General features: G+C 46.5%; 16 protein-coding genes. 12 read left to right on the top strand and 4 right to left on the bottom strand.

What is annotated here, in order from left to right; all coding sequences use genetic code 11:
• Nucleotides 1-10 precede the first annotated feature (10 nt).
• From ACLHR0_RS16130 to ACLHR0_RS16100, 7 genes are all read left to right on the top strand, one after another.
• A complete protein-coding gene (locus ACLHR0_RS16130) occupies nt 11-2,353 on the top strand; it encodes a Gldg family protein (RefSeq protein WP_436487897.1) in 2,343 nt (780 codons plus the stop codon).
• Between the two features lie 12 nt (nt 2,354-2,365).
• Entirely contained in the window at nt 2,366-4,714 is a 2,349-nt protein-coding gene (locus ACLHR0_RS16125) for a Gldg family protein (RefSeq protein ID WP_436487895.1), read from the top strand.
• Nucleotides 4,715-4,740: 26 nt separating this feature from the next.
• Entirely contained in the window at nt 4,741-6,072 is a 1,332-nt protein-coding gene (locus ACLHR0_RS16120) for a MutS-related protein (RefSeq protein WP_436487893.1), read from the top strand.
• Between the two features lie 54 nt (nt 6,073-6,126).
• Nucleotides 6,127-7,452: a MutS-related protein gene (locus ACLHR0_RS16115; RefSeq protein ID WP_436487892.1), complete on the top strand. Its 1,326-nt coding sequence runs from the start codon at nt 6,127-6,129 to the stop codon at nt 7,450-7,452.
• Entirely contained in the window at nt 7,449-8,390 is a 942-nt protein-coding gene (locus tag ACLHR0_RS16110) for a S1 family peptidase (protein WP_436487890.1), read from the top strand. The genes ACLHR0_RS16115 and ACLHR0_RS16110 overlap by 4 nt, the downstream gene beginning before the upstream one ends.
• Before the next feature lie 127 nt (nt 8,391-8,517).
• Nucleotides 8,518-8,868: a hypothetical protein gene (locus ACLHR0_RS16105; protein ID WP_429049213.1), complete on the top strand. Its 351-nt coding sequence runs from the start codon at nt 8,518-8,520 to the stop codon at nt 8,866-8,868.
• Between the two features lie 53 nt (nt 8,869-8,921).
• Entirely contained in the window at nt 8,922-9,311 is a 390-nt protein-coding gene (locus ACLHR0_RS16100; protein WP_436487888.1) for a DUF1801 domain-containing protein, read from the top strand.
• Nucleotides 9,312-9,326: 15 nt separating this feature from the next.
• Here ACLHR0_RS16100 and ACLHR0_RS16095 read toward each other — a convergent pair whose 3' ends face one another.
• The 3 genes from ACLHR0_RS16095 to ACLHR0_RS16085 form a co-directional block, all read right to left on the bottom strand.
• Entirely contained in the window at nt 9,327-9,656 is a 330-nt protein-coding gene (locus ACLHR0_RS16095) for a hypothetical protein (protein WP_370911973.1), read from the bottom strand.
• A 103-nt stretch (nt 9,657-9,759) separates the two neighbouring features.
• Nucleotides 9,760-10,581: a helix-turn-helix domain-containing protein gene (locus ACLHR0_RS16090; RefSeq protein WP_370911974.1), complete on the bottom strand. Its 822-nt coding sequence runs from the start codon at nt 10,579-10,581 to the stop codon at nt 9,760-9,762.
• Nucleotides 10,582-10,652: 71 nt separating this feature from the next.
• The gene (locus tag ACLHR0_RS16085; protein ID WP_436487886.1) at nt 10,653-11,675 is read right to left on the bottom strand and encodes an SDR family NAD(P)-dependent oxidoreductase; all 1,023 of its coding nucleotides are present in this window, start codon (nt 11,673-11,675) and stop codon (nt 10,653-10,655) included.
• A gap of 187 nt (nt 11,676-11,862) precedes the next feature.
• Between ACLHR0_RS16085 and ACLHR0_RS16080 the strand changes: the two genes are divergently transcribed.
• Genes ACLHR0_RS16080 through ACLHR0_RS16070 form a run of 3 tightly spaced genes read left to right on the top strand, consistent with a single transcriptional unit; the run spans nt 11,863 to nt 13,458 of the window.
• Nucleotides 11,863-12,042, top strand: a complete 180-nt coding sequence (locus ACLHR0_RS16080; protein WP_436487884.1) for a hypothetical protein — start codon at nt 11,863-11,865, stop codon at nt 12,040-12,042.
• Nucleotides 12,043-12,053: 11 nt separating this feature from the next.
• On the top strand, nt 12,054-12,806 hold the full coding sequence (locus ACLHR0_RS16075) for a DUF2314 domain-containing protein (RefSeq protein ID WP_436487882.1): 753 nt from the start codon (nt 12,054-12,056) through the stop codon (nt 12,804-12,806).
• 19 nt (nt 12,807-12,825) lie between these two features.
• Nucleotides 12,826-13,458: an ankyrin repeat domain-containing protein gene (locus ACLHR0_RS16070; protein ID WP_436487880.1), complete on the top strand. Its 633-nt coding sequence runs from the start codon at nt 12,826-12,828 to the stop codon at nt 13,456-13,458.
• 6 nt (nt 13,459-13,464) lie between these two features.
• Here the strand turns inward: ACLHR0_RS16070 and ACLHR0_RS16065 are convergent, their stop codons facing one another.
• The gene (locus ACLHR0_RS16065) at nt 13,465-14,274 is read right to left on the bottom strand and encodes a class I SAM-dependent methyltransferase (protein WP_436487878.1); all 810 of its coding nucleotides are present in this window, start codon (nt 14,272-14,274) and stop codon (nt 13,465-13,467) included.
• 90 nt (nt 14,275-14,364) lie between these two features.
• Here ACLHR0_RS16065 and ACLHR0_RS16060 point away from each other — a divergent pair, with 90 nt between their 5' ends.
• Entirely contained in the window at nt 14,365-14,952 is a 588-nt protein-coding gene (locus ACLHR0_RS16060; RefSeq protein ID WP_436487876.1) for an RNA polymerase sigma factor, read from the top strand.
• A 77-nt stretch (nt 14,953-15,029) separates the two neighbouring features.
• A complete protein-coding gene (locus tag ACLHR0_RS16055) occupies nt 15,030-16,202 on the top strand; it encodes a FecR family protein (RefSeq protein ID WP_436487874.1) in 1,173 nt (390 codons plus the stop codon).
• Nucleotides 16,203-16,426 lie beyond the last annotated feature (224 nt).

The raw sequence follows: 16,426 nt of genomic DNA, 5'->3' as shown, positions 1-16,426 counted from the left end.
AGCGCAACTAATGAAGACGATATTTCAAATAGCAAAGAATGAGCTTCGTAACCTGTTCTATTCACCAATAGCCTGGTTTCTGCTGATTGTTTTCCTGGTGATGTGCGCGTATTTTTATACCGGCACCACTTATACCTGGGCCAAGCTGGCCCACCTGGCGTATTCCAATGATCCTAACTGGGTTTGGCGTGCCACGCAATCCGGGACTTCGAGTATTTTCCTGGATGGCGACGGTATCCTGGTCAATGTATTACAGAGCATCTATTTGTTTGTGCCCCTTCTTACGATGGGGATCATCAGCCGCGAGATCAACAGCGGGACCATTAAACTGCTGTACTCTTCACCGGTTAAATTAAGCCGGATCATCCTTGGGAAGTATCTTGCTTTGATGATTTATAACCTGCTGCTGGTCCTTATCCTCAGCATTTTTATTATCTCCGGGTTTTTCGATATCAAATCGCTCGACTATGGCCCGCTATTATCGACACTGTTTGGGTTTTACCTGTTGTTATGCGCTTTTACGGCCATCGGTTTTTACATGTCCAGTCTGACAACTTATCCCATTGTGTCTGCCATCGCCAGTTTTACGGTATTTTTTGTACTGATGAGTATCGGGCGCTTATGGCAACAGTATGATTTTGTAAGAGATCTTACCTGGTTCCTTTCTATTGCGGGACGTACCGAAAAAATGGTGATCGGCCTGATCACTACGAAAGACGTGATCTACTACCTTATTATCATCTACCTGTTTATCAGTTTTACGTTATTAAAACTGCAGGCCGGGCGTGAAGCCAAACCCTGGCTTGTAAAAGCCGGCAGATACGTGGCTGTGATCGTGGTGGGCCTGTTGATGGGCTACATCAGTTCGCGTCCCCGCTTTACCGGGTATTGGGATACCACCGCCGGGCAAATCAATACACTCCTTCCGCACTCACAGAAAATTATCAAATCATTCGACGATAGTCCGCTTGAAGTAACGCTGTACACCAATTTACTTGGTGCCGCTGCGCAGCATGGCCTTCCGGAATGGCGCAATATTTACCTGAAGCGCTGCTGGGAAAATTATCTCCGTTTTAACTGGAACATCGATTTTAAGTATGAATATTATTACGACGTTGACAGCACCGATGCGACCAACACTGTTTTCAAACAGTTTCCGGGAAAGAGCCTGGAACAGATAGCAGGGGAAGTAGCGAAAGTGCTCAAAGTGGATGTATCCTCCTTTAAGCCTCCGGCAGAGATGCGCAAGCTCATTGATCTTAAACCGGAAGGTTACCGCCTTGTGATGCAACTGAAATATAAAGACCGCGCTGTTTTCCTGCGGACATATGGCAGTGTCGAATGGCCCAGCCCTGCAAATATCGATGTAGCACTGGAAAGGCTGCGTGGTGTTAAAATGCCAAAAGTAGCCTTTGTTAGCGGAGACCTGGAACGTAGTATTTACAAGCGTGGAGAACGGGAGTTGTTCCTCCAGGTAATAAACAACGATAATTCCGGGGCATTGGTGAATACCGGCTTTGATGTGGACACCGTTAACCTGTCTACACAGGACATTGCGCCTGATGTGACCACGGTGGTACTGGCCGATCCAAAAATGGAATTAGGCACTGCTGCATTGAGCAAACTTAAAAGCTATATAAGCAGGGGAGGTAATATGCTGATACTGGGCGAACCCGGTAAACAACATATTTTGAACCCCGTACTTGAGGAGACCGGCGTTCAGTACGTGAACGGCAAGCTGGCACAGCCCGGCTATAATAACGCGCCGGATATGGTGACGCCTTATATGACGGCGGCAGGCCTCCGTATTGCGCATGAAGAACCCGCCTTGCTGATGAATCGTTTATGGTCCAACGGCGTGTATGACGACACGCTAAAAATACAGATGCCTTCCGCTATGGGAATTGCTTATTCATCGGATAGCGGCTTTGCCGCAAAACCATTGTTTGCAACGGTTCCCGGAGCCGTATGGTCAAAAGCCGGAAAATTTGTGACGGACTCCGTTGCCCCGGTATTCAGTCCGCAGGAAGGCGACATTCAGTTTAACGCTTTTGCTACCTGTATTCAGCTAACGCGACAAATCAATAACAGGGAACAACGGATGATTGTGTGTGGCGATGCCGACTTTCTTAGCGACAGGGTATCATACGCGGGTTGGGTGAGCAGGACATTCTACTGGTGGCTGAGTGATGGCCGTATGCCGCTTTACTCAATCTATCCGTATGCCAGCGACAATATGCTGCTGCTCAGCCCGGCCAGGGCAACGGTACAAAGAATAGCATACCTGTGGGTATTGCCTGGTATATTAATCTTCCTGAGCACTGTATTGCTGATCAGGAGAAAAAGGAAATAAATAAGCGCACCCATGAAGTTATTATTTAGAATTGCAAAGAATGAATTCCGGTACCTGTTTTACTCGCCCATTGCATGGTTTCTGATCATCGTGTTCCTGGTGCAATGTGCGCTCGTGTATACGAGTCCTGTTTATGACCTGGCACTTTACCAGGATATGGTGCTGAAAAACAATCCCATGCCCAGAATATCGATGGCGACGGAATCATTAACCCTCAAGGTTTTCCTGATGGGTGGCATATTCTCCCGTGCGATAGGAAATCTGTATCTCTTTATCCCTTTGCTCACTATGGGGTTGGTGAGCCGGGAAATCAATAACGGGACGGTTAAGTTATTGTATTCTTCGCCGGTTCAACTGCGGCAGATTGTACTGGGAAAATACCTGGGTATTATGCTTTACAGCCTGCTGCTGATAGGGATCATCGGAATTTTTATGATCACCGGAATTTTTAATATTAAAGATGCTGATTACGGCATATTGTTTTCTGCCGCCCTGGGTTTTTACCTGATTGTATGTGCTTATTCAGCCATCGGGTTATTTATGTCCAGTCTTTCCACTTACCAGATCGTATCGGCGCTCGCCAGTTTTACGATCATTTTTATCCTCAGCCGGATCGGTGGACTGTGGCAGAAATATGATTTTGTAAGGGACCTTACCTATTTCCTGTCTCTTCAAAACCGTACCGGGAAAATGTTGCAGGGATTGGTCACCACTAAAGATGTCATCTATTTTATAGTGGTTTCATCGATGTTCGTTGGCTTTACACTGATAAAACTAAGGAATGGCAGGGAAGTTAAACCCTGGTACATAAAAGCAGGCCGCTTTGCAGGCGTTTTTGCGGCAACCCTTATAATAGGCTATGTCACTTCCCGCCCGGCACTCACCGGTTACTGGGATACCTCCGCCACCAAAATGAATACCATACATCCCCGTACACAGCAGCTCCTGAAGGAAATGGGTGATACTACGCTGGAGGTTACGCTGTATACCAACCTGGTAGACCGCATGGTATCTAGTGGACTTCCCGACGTGCGGAATGTAAATTACCTGGGCGATTTCTGGGAAGCCTACTTACGCTTTAAGCCCGGTATCTCATTTAAGTATGAATACTATTACGATAACGACGCTAAAGCAACGGACAGCGCATTGTATAAAATGCTTCCTGGTAAAAGCCTGAAACAGATTGCAACGGAGTTTGCAGAATCGCTGGACATGGACTTGTCGATGTTTAAGACACCGGAAGAAATGCGCAGGATGATTGATCTTAAACCGGAGGGCTATCGCCTGATCATGCAATTAAAATACAAGGGACGCACCGAATACCTGCGCACTTTTGAAGATAATTTTGTATGGTCCGATGAGCAGAACATGAATGCGGCCCTTAGGCATTTATTATATGGAGATGTACCAAAGTTATTATTTGTAAGCGGCGAGCTTGAGCGCAATATTTATAAAAAAGGGGAGCGGGAATATGCTTTTCATACCACGTTAAAAATAGCGCGCAATGCTTTGGTGAATATGGGCTTTGACGTAGATACCATCAACCTTGCCACGCAGCATATTCCGGAGGGGATTACGGCACTTATACTGGCCGATCCCAAAATGGACCTGAGTCCTGCTGTGCATGATAAACTTAAAAACTATATCGATGCAGGTGGTAATATGCTGATCACCGGTGAACCCGGCAAACAATATGTACTCAACCCATTGCTGAAGCAAATCGGCGTGCAACTGATGAATGGGCAGCTGGTGCAGCCAACGTATAATGAAACCCCTGACAGGGTAATGCCCTATCTCACAGCAACAGCTGCCGGTCTTGCTGAAGAGCCTCTGGTGCTGTACTTACGGAAGATGCTAGAGGCGCATAATACCCGTGATTCAGTACAAACGCAGATGCGCGGGGTTGCGGGAATTTCCTGCGCCGGGGATAGCACCTTTAAGGTGGCGCCCTTGGCTATGACCAGTCCTGGTCGTGTATGGCTGAAAGCGGGCGACCTGGTAGCGGATTCCACGCTTCCTCCATTTAACCCGCTGGCAGGCGATATAAAACAAGCTTCCTTTCCCACCATGGTGCAATTAACAAGGTCCATTCATGGGAAAGAGCAACGGATCGTTGTGTGTGGCGATGCCGATTTTTTGAGTAACAACCAGACGGGGGACCACTCTGTTGGCAGGGCACTTTATAGCTGGTTAAACTATAACCAGTACCCTGTTTATACGCCGCGTCCACAACCGGAAGATACCCGTTTACAGATCAATGCGGCTATTGCCGGTGTACAGAAAATCGTATACATATGGGTGCTGCCGGGTGTGATACTGCTACTGGGCACCATACTACTGATCCGCAGGAAACGCAAATAAGCATACTTCTACTAAATACACATCAGATGTTACGAACCGACGAACAAACCATAGACGACCTTGGAATATTTGGAAAGAAAAGCGGCAGCGGGATTTATGATATCTATAACCGCTCGCACACCAGGGGCGGCGAGGCCTTACTGGAAGAGATGTTCCGCAGCCCTTTGTCTGATAAGGATACTATCAACCGGCGCAGCAGCATCATCGAAAATTTTGCGCGGCTGGGCATGTCCTTCCCTTACAATGCTTCGTTATTTGACATGGCGGAGAAGTATCTTATCAGCGGGGAAAAAAATGCAAAAAGCAAAAACGATCCAACCTTACTCGGTGAAAAAGAGGTGCAAAACGGGGTGGGAGCGGTAATAGAGCTTATCCGGCTTACGAAAAAATTTGTTGAGCAGCCCGATGTAAAAAATATACCTGCCTACGCATCGGAGTGTGAAGCCATTACCCGGTTGCTGGCGGATCCTGTTTTTGAACCTGCACTCAAAGAACAACCCAAAGGAAAACTGTCTTATGGCGCTGTTACGGCTTATGATGCCCTGTTCAGGGTAAGCGACCGGCCCAAGGTGGAAAAATTGTTAGGCTATATCTACTACCTGGATGTGTATATGTCTGTTGCCAAAACAGCTACAGAAAGGAATTTTATTTTCCCAAAGGCGTTGGACAAGGGATTGTGCGAACTCAAACTGGAAGGCGTATATCATCCCGCATTAAAGAACCCGGTTGGCAATGATATTACGATGAACGCTGCACAGAATGTGATTTTTCTGACCGGCGCCAATATGGCTGGTAAGTCCACCTTTCTCCGTTCCTTGAGTACCGCTTTGTACCTGGCGCATATGGGATTTCCGGTCGCCGCAAAAGCGATGACCTTCTCCGTTATGGATGGTATTTATACCACGGTGAACCTGCCCGATAACCTGGGCATGGGCGCCAGCCATTTTTATGCGGAGGTGCTGAGGGTGAAAAAAATGGCGACAGAGTTAAGCTCCGGGCAATCATTTTTTATTTTATTCGATGAACTGTTCCGCGGTACCAATGTAAAAGACGCCCATGAAGCCACTGTTGCCGTTACAAATGGCTTTGCAACAAAACAAAACAGCATGTTCATTATTTCCTCGCATATCGTGGAAGCAGGAGAGGAGCTTAAGAAAAAAAGCAACATCGACTTTCTTTACCTGCCCACACGAATGAACAACCATGTACCGGAATATACTTACACACTGGAAAAAGGTATTACAGATGACCGGCACGGCATGGTGATCATCCGTAATGAAGATATCCTGAACATACTGGAGAAAGGGAAGAAGAAAAGAGCGCCGGAGTCAGCAGCTCAAAGGGTGAAGCCAGTATAAATCAGCCAGGAGCCGTTTGGGAATTAATCACCGGTAAAAAAAATAACTGTTCGTATGAGTTTTGGAATCGACAAACAAACCCTTGATGAGCTGAACCTGCTGGGTAAGTTCCGGCAAGGATCAGTATATCATTTATTTAACCGCGTAAAAACGCGCGGCGGAGAGCAGCTGCTTGACAACATGTTCCGCTTTCCCTTGAATAGTGAAACCGCGATCAATGAGCGGAGCAGTATTTTTCAGTATTTCCAGCAGGCAAAGCTCTCTTTCCCCTTTGATGTGCAGCAGGTAAGCCTTATGCGGGAGTACCTTGATGTGCAGGCGAATAAAAATGCTGCGCTGGTATTGGCTGGCACACTAATTAAAAAATGGCTTTCTACGCTAACAAGGGACGAACAGTATAAAAAAAATGTACAGGGATTACAGGCAACTATCATTACCCTGAACAAGTGCCATGCTTTCGTAACAGCTATGTATCCCGCGGAAAATCCCTATTATTCCCGTGTGCAGGCAATGAAGGATATCTTATCGGATAGGCGGATTGAAATCCTTCGGAATATCGACATCTACCAGGCATTGCCGATAAAAACCTTAGCCAGTTACGATCATCTGTTGAAGGGAAGGCTGCTCCGGCAGATGGAAGATATTTTACAATTTATTTATGCAACAGACGTATACATTTCCGTGAGCGCTGTGGCGGCAGAAAAAGCATTCAGCTATGCCCGGGCGCTGCCGCCGGAAGCCAATGTGTTATCGGCTTCCGGGCTTGCCCATCCATGTATCGACGGGGCTGTAGGCAACCGGATCTTCATGGATGCAGACAGTAATGTATTATTCCTCACAGGAGCTAATATGGCAGGTAAATCCACGCTGATGAAATCGGTGGGTATCGGATGTTACCTGGCGCACATGGGCTTCCCGGTGGCGGCGGAGCGCATGGAATTCTCCGTGAGGGAAGGATTGTATACCTCCATCAATGTGGCAGATAATATAGGTCTCGGCTACAGCCATTTTTACGCCGAGGTAGTAAGAGTAAAACAGGCCGCGGAAGCGGCGGCGAGCGGCAAAAGGCTGCTGCTCATGTTTGATGAGCTGTTTAAAGGAACGAATGTAAAAGATGCTTACGACGGTACACTTGCTGTAACGGAGGGTTTTTCCGGTTACGAAGAATGCCTGTTCATCGTTTCTACACATATTATTGAAGTGGGCGAAGCGTTGAAGTACCGCGACAATATTCATTTTGTATACATGCCTACGGTGATGGATGGCGCTTATCCCCGTTATACTTACCAGCTGCAGGAAGGGATTACGGAAGACCGGCAAGGGATGATGATTATCCGCAACGAAGGTATCTTAGAACTGTTGTACAACAAATCATCATGACTAAAAATACATGCTTATTAACGGGCATCCTTATAGTATCCGGATTATTGCGGGCCGGGGCGCAAAGTTCGTCTACCGCCGATATATACACCAGCTATCAACACTACTATAGTGGCTTGAAATTTATGCCTCCCGGTAAAAGTGCCATGATACAGGATTTGAAGGACAGCACAGCACTGCTGGCCGACGAAGCATCTCCGGCAGGAAATAAAATCAAACTCCTTTCCGCCACCACCAAGGTACTGGCCGATGAAGAAATTTATGCCAGGAGGAAAAGCAGTGTATTTATTGTGGGGAAACTGCAGAAGACCGGGAACGGCACAGACCCGTTATCGTTCGCTTTAACAGGCACTGCTTTCGCGCTAAACGCCGATGGGATATGTGTAACCAACTATCATGTATTGAAAAGCATTATTGTAAGTGATAGTCCGGATGCTGTGAAAGACAGCGTTTACTTTATTATTACCTGGGACAAACAGCTCTATTTCATAGAAAAGATACTCGCCTATTCCCAAAACAATGATCTCGCCGTTTTCAAGGTGAATACCAATGGTAATAAACTCCTGCCGGTACCGATAGGGAAGCCTGCGGAAGTAGGGGCGGCCGTTTACTGCATTTCCCATCCTACCGGTTATTTTTATTATTTCAGTAAAGGAATGGTAGCAAGAAATGTGGCCATCAGTGCCCGGCAGACAGCGGCCGGCTATAATCCACTGGGTAAGCCGCCCATCCGGATGGAGATTACCGCCGACTATGGCGTGGGTTCAAGCGGGGGACCGGTATTGGACAAACGTGGCAATCTTGTTGGAATAATTTCGGCTACCATGCCGCTGGGATCCATGATTAAAGACGATACAGGTAACGTTACAGGGCACCAGCAGATGGTGATAAAGGATACTTTGCCCGTGAGTGCATTATTGGAGTTGCTGGGCAATTAAAATCTTCAAAAGATCTGTCGGTAATTTCCAGATAGTCTTATATTTAGATGTGAGATTAAAATGGGAAATACTATCCGGAAGGCGATTTCATCCCAGGCTTTATTGATTACACTATAAAAAGTAATGTATGAAATTTCTTTCCCTGCAACCATTTGTTCCTTCGGGAAGTGATTTTGAGAGATCAAAGCAGTTATTTTCAGCGTTAGGGTTTAGTATCAGTTTTGAGGCGCCTGGTTATGCCGGTTTTGAGAAAGACGGCTGCCGGTTTATTTTGCAGGACTACGATGTTCCTGACTTTGCCCAAAACTTTATGATCACTGTACAGGTTGAAAGCGTAAGTGAATTCAGAAGTGAAGTGATCGATAAAAAACTGCCGGATCTGTTCGGGATACGGATCGGTGAAGTAACACAGCAGCCTTACGGAAAAGAAGTGAATATTATTGATATAGCAGGTGTGTGCTGGCATTTTGTTGAATAATTTATTTGTATTTTTTATTTGAGCCTATTGTTTTCGTTTACAAAACCTGCAATATGAACAAAGAAATACAGGCCTACAACGATTCACTGTCAGCCGCAGATAAAGCTATTGGCGATAAGCTGGCCCGGGAAATTAACAAGCATCTGGCCAACGCAGAAGGTAAAATATGGCACCGGCACCCGGTGTGGTTCCTGAATGGCAATCCCATTGTTGGGTACAGTAAATTAAAAGACAGTGTGCGCCTGTTATTTTGGAGCGGACAATCGTTTGAGGAAGAAGATCTGCAACCGGAAGGCACTTTCAAGGCCGCAGAGGCCCGGTACACCGATGTAAAACAGATAGACACCGGGCTGCTAAAACGCTGGCTCGAAAAAGGCACAAAGATCCAATGGGATTATAAAAATATCGTCAGGCGGAAAGGCGTGCTGGAACGATTGCTGTAGCAGCGTTTTAGCTTTCTATACCGTAACCCGCTGCAATAACTTCCTGCTTTCTTTACTCACAAAAGTAATCGGCACAAACTTGTCTGTAGGTGCGCCGATATAATATACGGTCCATTCCGGATCGTGATGCGACAGCATTTCACTGATACAATCTGCCCGGTGGCCCATGGGATTGGAACAATCGTCCCAGTAAAACAATTCTACCCGGTAGTGCAGCTGCTGCTTCTGGTTGTTGATGGTCACTTCAACTTCAATCTCCTGCTTACCCGGGAGTGGGGGAATAGGAATCACGATGTGGCTCATGGTGTTGTTGTTATACAAGCGTTTCCGCAAGAAGGTTGCCATATCCGGGCAGTATGCACATACATTACTTATGTATAATTGTTTTCTGTAATTGTTCATACACGGGCGCGGGGTGTCCGGAAACGGACAGTTTAAAGCAAAAAGGTCAACGGGGGGCACTGTTATTGAATAACGCGTTAGGCGGATACCCGAAATAATTTTTAAATGCACTTGAAAAATGCGACAGGTTTTCAAAGCCTACTTCAAAATAAACGTCAATGGGTTTCCGCTTCTTTTCCGACATCTGGTAATGCGCCAGCTGCAGTCTTTTTTCTGTCAGCCATTTTTGCGGCGTGGTATGATAGGTCTTTTTAAAATCCCTTCTGAAAGTCGCCAGACTCCGGCCGGTTAGGTAGCCAAACCGGTCCATCGTCATGTTAAACATAAAATGCCGCTCCATAAAATCGGGAAGATCTATTTTCCCCGGCTCGTCAAAGTCGGCCAGGAGGCCATCCACGCTTTTGTCGATAGACCTCAGTATGCTGATGGCTTCTTCAATTTTAATGGCAGCGATATCCCGCGGAAGGTTTTCTCCCAGATCAAAATAGGGGATCAGTGAAGCAAGACAACTTTCCAGCAACGGGTGTTTGGAGAAGTGATATATTTTTGAATGGGAGGCTGTTCGTCCGGCTGCTTTATGCCGGGAATAAAAATCCCGCAGCCGTTCTTTGGTTAAATGCATGGCTACTGCTTTATGCGGCATCCCGTTTTTCGGGTAATTGATCACCGTTGTCAATTGATTACGTGGAATCAGGAAAATATCGCCGGTATTAAAAGTATAGGCAGCATCAGCCTGTATAATTTTTGTTTCACCAGAGATAAACCAAACCAGGATATGGTGCTCAAATATTACTTCCGTTTTGAATCCTTTGCCGTTAAACTCCGACAGCTTGATATCCGGTGTGATATATTTTGTTTCAAACTCCATTTTTCAACAATAGATTTAAGCCGAATATAAGAATTCGGCTTGTGAGAGAAGATTTTAATTGCGGGTAATTATCAGTTGACAGGAAATGCAATACCCGTTAGTTTTTCCGTTAACGCCCACAGCTTCCTGGCATTTTCAGCATCCACCGAATAAGGTTTTACGCCTCTCAGGGAAGAAGGATCGTTATAGTTGTGTGCAATATTTCCTTCATCCAGTCCGGCTACGTCTGCATCCTCGCAGTATACGCCACCTATGTCATTTAACCGGGGGGTAGTTGCGCACCATACGGATGTTGCAGCGCCCTGCCCGATCGTTTTGAGTGTGGCCGCAACCTCCGGCCGGATATTTCCCGCTTCATCATGCGTACCCATTTGCTGGAACAGGGCCATGGGCGCAACACGACCGAGGTCCGTACCATTTACCGATCCGGGATGCACGGAAAAAGCACGTACGCCAAACACTTTGCCGCGATGATCAAGTTCCACCGTAAAAAGATTATTCGCTGTTTTTGATTGTCCGTAGCCCTGCAATGTTTCATACTCCCGGGCGATAAAATTCGGATCTTCAAAATTGAACGGCGCCATCTGGTGACCGTATGATGATACATTCACCACACGCGCACCACTGCTTCTTTTCAGAGCAGGCCAGAGTTTTGCTGTTAGCTGAAAATGACCTAAGTGGTTGGTGGAAAGTTGTGACTCATAACCCCGTTTATCGCGTTGCAGAGGTACCCACATAATACCTGCATTATTAACCAGTATATCCAGTGTATTATTGGCAGAAAGGAATTTTTCTGCAAAAGCATTGACAGACGCAGGGTCCATAAGATCCATTGCTTCGATGGTTACGTTACTGATCCCTTGTAGATTATTGGCCGCTTTGCGGATATCACGGGCGGGTACTGTCACCTTTGCGCCGGCGGCAACAAACGTTTTAACAGTTTCAAGTCCTATGCCTGCATAGCCGCCGGTAACAATAGCTGTTTTACCGCTGAGGTCAATACCCTTTATCACGTCGTGTACGGTAGAGGTGGCGTTAAACCCGGAGTGGATTGGTTGCTGAAAGGCGCCGTTATAATTGTCTTTTAAATTCATCGTTTTAAATTTTATGAAACAAAGCTAGCGACAGCCCGATGAAACCGTTTTGTTTAAAACGTCAAAGTACTTTGTTTAAAACGTCATTTATTATCCGGTTTGGAACAGTCATTAAGCATCTGCTCCGCAGTCTGATCATCGCGGAATTTCGGGATTAGTTCAAATCAATCTTTTCCTATATTGCAGTATGAAAATATTATTGATAGCCATAACGCTAACCGGTTTCTGCAGCTGCTACAATAGTAAGGAAGGCTATGATGAAAGCCGCGAATTGGTGCCCAATCCTGAGGGATATAAGAAAGATACCTTTATTCAATCATCCGCGGACACCGTTGCCCTGATAGATACTGTTAGTAAGAAAAAATAAATATTTTAAATATGGCAGAGAAGACCATCTTTTATTCCGAATCAGATAATCCGGAAATGATTAAAGCCTTTCATAAAGCACAGGAAACATTTAAGTATTTCTGGAGAGAACTTTCCTGGGAGTACCGGAGAATTGTTCCTGCATTAGACCTGGCTTGTGTAAAAGTAGCCTTCATGCAAAATGTGGCGCATCAAACAACTCCGCTGGTAGAGCATATGTGGATTAATGAAGTGGAATTTGATGGCGATATGATTAGCGGCGTACTTATAAATGATCCGACTGAGCTGACAAATATCAAGAATGGAGACTTTGTGGAAATACCGCTAAGTCAGGTCAGCGACTGGTTATTCAGCAGCCAGGGAGATACCTATGGAGGATTTACCATACAGCTGTTAAGGTCCACCATGGGCAAGTCGGAACGTAAGCAACATGATGAGGCCTGGGGATTGAATTTTGGGAACTACCAGGATATTCAGCTCGTTTATGGACAAAAGGAACACCCGGAACATCTTATTGAGCACCCTATGAGTATTAATATGAAGGATAGCTTAGTGAAATTTCTACATGAGCATCCGCAGGAAATAACTAATCAGAACGAAGCCGGGTATACACTTTTGCACAGGGAAACAATATCAGGCAACCGGAGTTCAGTTGAAATTTTGTTGCAGCTGGGGGCGGATAAAACCATTAAAACCGGTAAAGGAAAAGCAGCATTGGATTTTGCAAAGCAGCTTGGTTGGGAACACCTGGTTCCATTGCTTTAGTAACTTTATTTAAACTCCCATGAAAGAACTGATCAGCAATAAAGACTATGAGGGAATCGAAAAGGCGCTCTCTCAAAATCCTTCACTGGCTAATGAAGGGATTCCTTTTGATGAAAAGAATACGACCAAAGCCCATCCGTTGCATCGGATCTGTGACGGCGTATTTGCCCATACTTATACGGATCAGGAAGCCGTGGAGATGGCCCGGATATTTTTAGCGCATGGCGCAAACGTTAATGGTAATGAGTTCACCGAAGGACGCGACACGCCGCTGATTGCAGCGGCCAGTTTGCTTGCAGAGGAAGTAGGTATTTTATACATAGAAAATGGCGCCGTTATTGATCATGCCGGTTGTCATGGCGGAACGGCTTTGCACTGGGCTGCCTGGACAGGGCAGGATAAGCTGGTAGCAAGACTGATCAGGGAAAACGCAGACATTCATAAACGATGTATAGATTTTAAAGGAACCCCGCTTTTGTGGGCTGTTCACGGGCTCAAACATGGAGGCCCGGAAAACCGGCATCACCAGGTTGAATGCGTGCGGTTGCTGATAGCAGCAGGCGCCGACAAAACCGTTCCCAATATAGACGGCACCACCCCATTGGAATTTCTTGAGGAGGCCGATAAGGACTTAATTGACCTGTTAAAATAAACGGACTTACTTTTGCCCGATGCCTGCCAGCGCGCTCAATTCAAATTCAAAAGCCGCTGGTCCGAACCGTTGAATAAGCTGTTGCTCCAGTTCATTTGCCACGCGATCGTAGGAAGCAGGCGCCTTTTCCTTTACCTGCCGGCCCAGCGGATGCTGGTGAAAATAACTGTTTACCACATGTTTGGCAGAAGAGGCATGTCCTTTAATTTTCAGATACACGGCTTTATGGCTGGTAAAACCGGCTTCTTTAAGGTAGTTGTTCAGCACTTGCGGATCATGCAGCGCGAACGGTGTATGGAAGCGGCTTGTATCTTCTCCTTCAAATAAGGGAATAATTGTTTCGTCGATCAGCAGTTTAAATAATTCCATGCTGCCAGTATGATCCCAGGTAGTGAACACAAAATGACCGCCGGGCTTCAGTACACGGAATGCTTCATTCACGCCGCCCTGCTTATCCGGCAGGAACATTAATCCAAACTGGTTTACAACCAGGTCGAAGGACTGATCTGCGAAAGGTAATGCCTGCGCATCGGCCAACTGAAAAGTTATAGCAGAATGATTTAATTGCTGTTGCGCCAACTCCAGCATATCAGGGTTGATATCGGTAGCCGTGATACGGGTAGATGCAGGAAAGTTTTCCCGGAGGTGTTTGGTGAGCCTGCCGCTTCCGGATGCTATTTCCAGGATAGACGTTGCGGGAAGGGTTATAATATGTGGCAGCAACGCTTTGGCCGATGGTTCAAAAATGAGAGGACCCAGGTGTTCCTCATAGTTGGAAGCGTCGTTTCTTGTAATTTTATATACTTCTTTATTCATAACTGTGTATTTAAAAAGATGCCTGTTGAGGTTTTGAAGTAGTAAAATAACATTTTTTCTTACTTTTACCTTCTTACCTAGCTAAAGAAGGTGATCGCAGCCAACATCTACATAGAGCACGAAGCCGTTTATCTTCGGCGTATCGCCAATGGTGACCACCTGGCATTTGAAGTGGTATTCCGTTTTTACCGCGACAAAGTATTCAACATTGCTTATAAGCTCACCGGTTCCCGCGGGATGGCGGATGATATTGTGCAGGATATTTTTTTGCAGGTATGGCTGAAACGGAGTATTATGGCAGATGTACAGCATTTTAAGGCTTATCTGTTTACGCTTTCCCGGAACTATATTGCCCGCTATATGAAACGCAATGCCCGTCTCATTTTTACCCAGGCGTCTGAAAACGATGGGGTAGCAGAGGAACCGGCCGACAGGCTGCTTCGTGAAAAAGAATATGATGGCATCCTGCAGCAGGCCATTGCAAAACTTCCGGCACAACAGGCGGAAGTATACCGCCTGAGCAAACAGGAAGGGCTAAAAAGGGAAGAAGTAGCCGCCATCATGGGGATTTCCCCTGAAACGGTGAAAGCCTACCTGGCGCTGGCTATGCGCAGCGTCAGGGCTTATTGCATGGTACGCCTTGGTATTCCCGTTCTGGTATACCTGCTTATTTCATAATTTTTTTGCCCCTATACCCCCTTCTTTCTTTTCTGAGCCTCTCATATAGCAGAAGCACTAACGCTGCTCCTTTTTATATGAACGAAACCAGGTTATCATATCTGTTTAAAAAATTATTAGATCAGTCTTTGTCGCCGGCGGAAAAGCAGGAGTTGGGCATACTGATAGAGCAGCAGCAGGACGATGCGCCGCTCGGGGAGCTGATTGGGCAGGCACTGGAAGATGCCCCGGTAGAGTACCGGATGGATGACCAGTCGACCCGGCAGGTGCTGGATGCTATCCGTTTCGCAGACAGTGAACCGGCGTTATACGTCCGCAGCAGGCGTGGCTGGCTGCGCGCTGCAGTAGCCGCAGCTGTATTTACAGCCGTGGTGGCTACCGCGTACTATTACTGGCCGGTGCGTTCCGGCAGAACGCCGTTGGTGAAAGTGGAAGATGTACGGCCCGGCGGCAATAAAGCACTGCTTACACTGGCCGATGGCAGCGTAGTAGCGCTGGACAGCAACAGCACGCAAACCATGCAGCAAGGCGCCGCTTCTATACAGAAACAAGGCGGGCAGCTGGTATATACGGCCGGTAAGCATACCAGTCAGCCGGAATTTAATACACTCCGCACACCCCGTGGCGGACAGTTTAAAGTACAGTTGCCGGATGGTACCAATGTATGGCTCAACGCCGCCAGCTCACTCAGGTACCCGACAGATTTTAATGGAACGGAACGACTGGTACAGGTATCGGGAGAAGCTTTTTTTGAAGTGGCAAAAGATGCCACCCGGCCATTCCGGGTTACAGTGAGTAAGCATCATTCCATTATAGTACTGGGTACAAGTTTTAATGTAAAAGCCTACGATGATGAGCTGATCGCAAAAACCACTTTGCTTGATGGCGCCGTGAAGGTAATGTTCAGCACGGGTAAGGTATCCGAAGTGCAGTTAAGGCCCGGCCAGCAGGCACAGGTAAGCGCTGCGGAAGAAACGATGCAGCTGGTTAAACAGGTGAACCTCGACCAGGAAATGGCATGGCGTTCGGATGCCTTTAGTTTCGAGGGACAAACACTGGAAGAGATCATGAAAGAGATTTCCCGTTGGTATGATATCGATGTGGTTTTTCCCGGCAAAGTGCCTGATATCACTTTTGGAGGTGGCATGAGCAGGGATGTAAATCTGAAAGAGGTACTCGACTTTCTCCGGGATTCGCGGGTACATTATAAGCTGGAAAGCAACGGCAAAAAACTGATCATCACACAATAGCCTATACTATTACTTATCAGATACCAACCATTATTTTTTTCAAACACTATCAACCAGATCTATGTATGATGAATGCAACGTAGTTAAAAGAAGGCACCGGGATTTCCAATAAAAAACGGCGGCGATTGGACCCGCCACCGTTTAAAGAGATTGGGATTCAGTATCACAACAATTGGCTTAATCATTATTTACATCAACCCAAACATTGCAAATCTATGCAAATT

Origin of the sequence: Chitinophaga sp. ARDCPP14 (assembly GCF_051362515.1) — a bacterium.
GTDB lineage: Bacteria > Bacteroidota > Bacteroidia > Chitinophagales > Chitinophagaceae > Chitinophaga.
This window is presented reverse-complemented; position numbering and strand designations above follow the sequence as displayed.

Excerpts from the sequence above, each read along its gene's own strand:
- ACLHR0_RS16130 (WP_436487897.1), top strand. The coding sequence starts at position 11 with ATGAAGACGATATTTCAAATAGCAAAGAATGAGCTTCGTAACCTGTTC.
- ACLHR0_RS16125 (WP_436487895.1), top strand. The coding sequence starts at position 2,366 with ATGAAGTTATTATTTAGAATTGCAAAGAATGAATTCCGGTACCTGTTT.
- ACLHR0_RS16120 (WP_436487893.1), top strand. The coding sequence starts at position 4,741 with ATGTTACGAACCGACGAACAAACCATAGACGACCTTGGAATATTTGGA.
- ACLHR0_RS16115 (WP_436487892.1), top strand. The coding sequence starts at position 6,127 with ATGAGTTTTGGAATCGACAAACAAACCCTTGATGAGCTGAACCTGCTG.
- ACLHR0_RS16110 (WP_436487890.1), top strand. The coding sequence starts at position 7,449 with ATGACTAAAAATACATGCTTATTAACGGGCATCCTTATAGTATCCGGA.
- ACLHR0_RS16105 (WP_429049213.1), top strand. The coding sequence starts at position 8,518 with ATGAAATTTCTTTCCCTGCAACCATTTGTTCCTTCGGGAAGTGATTTT.
- ACLHR0_RS16100 (WP_436487888.1), top strand. The coding sequence starts at position 8,922 with ATGAACAAAGAAATACAGGCCTACAACGATTCACTGTCAGCCGCAGAT.
- ACLHR0_RS16095 (WP_370911973.1), bottom strand. The coding sequence starts at position 9,656 with ATGGCAACCTTCTTGCGGAAACGCTTGTATAACAACAACACCATGAGC.
- ACLHR0_RS16090 (WP_370911974.1), bottom strand. The coding sequence starts at position 10,581 with ATGGAGTTTGAAACAAAATATATCACACCGGATATCAAGCTGTCGGAG.
- ACLHR0_RS16085 (WP_436487886.1), bottom strand. The coding sequence starts at position 11,675 with ATGAATTTAAAAGACAATTATAACGGCGCCTTTCAGCAACCAATCCAC.
- ACLHR0_RS16080 (WP_436487884.1), top strand. The coding sequence starts at position 11,863 with ATGAAAATATTATTGATAGCCATAACGCTAACCGGTTTCTGCAGCTGC.
- ACLHR0_RS16075 (WP_436487882.1), top strand. The coding sequence starts at position 12,054 with ATGGCAGAGAAGACCATCTTTTATTCCGAATCAGATAATCCGGAAATG.
- ACLHR0_RS16070 (WP_436487880.1), top strand. The coding sequence starts at position 12,826 with ATGAAAGAACTGATCAGCAATAAAGACTATGAGGGAATCGAAAAGGCG.
- ACLHR0_RS16065 (WP_436487878.1), bottom strand. The coding sequence starts at position 14,274 with ATGAATAAAGAAGTATATAAAATTACAAGAAACGACGCTTCCAACTAT.
- ACLHR0_RS16055 (WP_436487874.1), top strand. The coding sequence starts at position 15,030 with ATGAACGAAACCAGGTTATCATATCTGTTTAAAAAATTATTAGATCAG.